2 protein-coding genes are annotated in these 905 nt (G+C 35.8%); both read right to left on the reverse strand.

The window, feature by feature from the left end:
* Positions 1 to 259: hypothetical protein (locus MOY_RS17635; protein ID WP_009102222.1), on the reverse strand; the 259-nt coding region annotated here is incomplete at its 3' end.
* The coding region (locus MOY_RS16500) for a galactosyltransferase-related protein (RefSeq protein ID WP_009102225.1) at positions 246 to 905 on the reverse strand (660 nt) is incomplete at its 5' end. The genes MOY_RS17635 and MOY_RS16500, both read right to left, overlap by 14 nt.

Here is a 905-nt window from a genome sequence, read left to right on the forward strand (position 1 = left end):
TCTTTAAATTTAAAACATTGTGAACGAGCAGTTCTTTGTTTATTTCGAAGTTATGGTTCAACTTGTTATAGTAGTTTACTCTTTTAAGTATGTCGTTTTTTTCACAAGGACTGGCCTGCGTGTAACACATGTCAAAAAGGTGATTTAACTTTTTCTTTTGATGATTTTTAGATGTAATTTTTAATGCCGCATACTTGAAGTAGCGCCTTGCTTTCTCTAGGTTTTTGTTGGTTTTTTGCAAGCGGCTAGATAAGTTCATTGCTTTCCTTTGCCATATCATTTACACCGAATGTGCAGAATGTTGTTCCCTTCTCTAAAGAGAGCTTAAATTTTGCATAGTTTTCACTTTCATTAAGGCGTGAAGCTTCTTTATGATGAAGGTGCATGACATAACTGTAAAACTTGCCATCTTTTCTATAAATATTGTTGTTCATTAGCCTTATAACTAAGTCACTATCTTCTAGGCCCCAGCCTATAAAGTCATTATTAAAGCCATTTATGTCGAAGAAATCTTTTCGCCATAATGAAAGATTACACGTAACAGCTCCTTGCCATTTATTTTTTCGTTTAAAACGAAATGAGGAGTTGGCTGGCATTCTGAAAATAGGGTGGACTCTCTTTATTTTTCTTTTAAGCCATAGCTTAACAATTTCATTACGTTGGAATTGATGTGGTACACCATTATTAATTAATTGGTAAGTGTAATTTTCAGAAAGCTTTAACCTTGAGCCCGGTACGAAAAATCCTGGCTGAGATAGGTGAACATGATCTGTGATAAAGCTATGAGGAAGAATACAGTCCCCGTCAAGAAAGATAAGGTACTCTCCATCAGATATAGAAACGGCCTTGTTCCGTATTTGGGCAGCCCGAAAGCCTATATCCTCATGCCAAGCATGCTTTATAAC

The sequence above is a fragment of the Halomonas sp. GFAJ-1 genome (assembly GCF_000236625.2).
Lineage (GTDB): Bacteria > Pseudomonadota > Gammaproteobacteria > Pseudomonadales > Halomonadaceae > Vreelandella.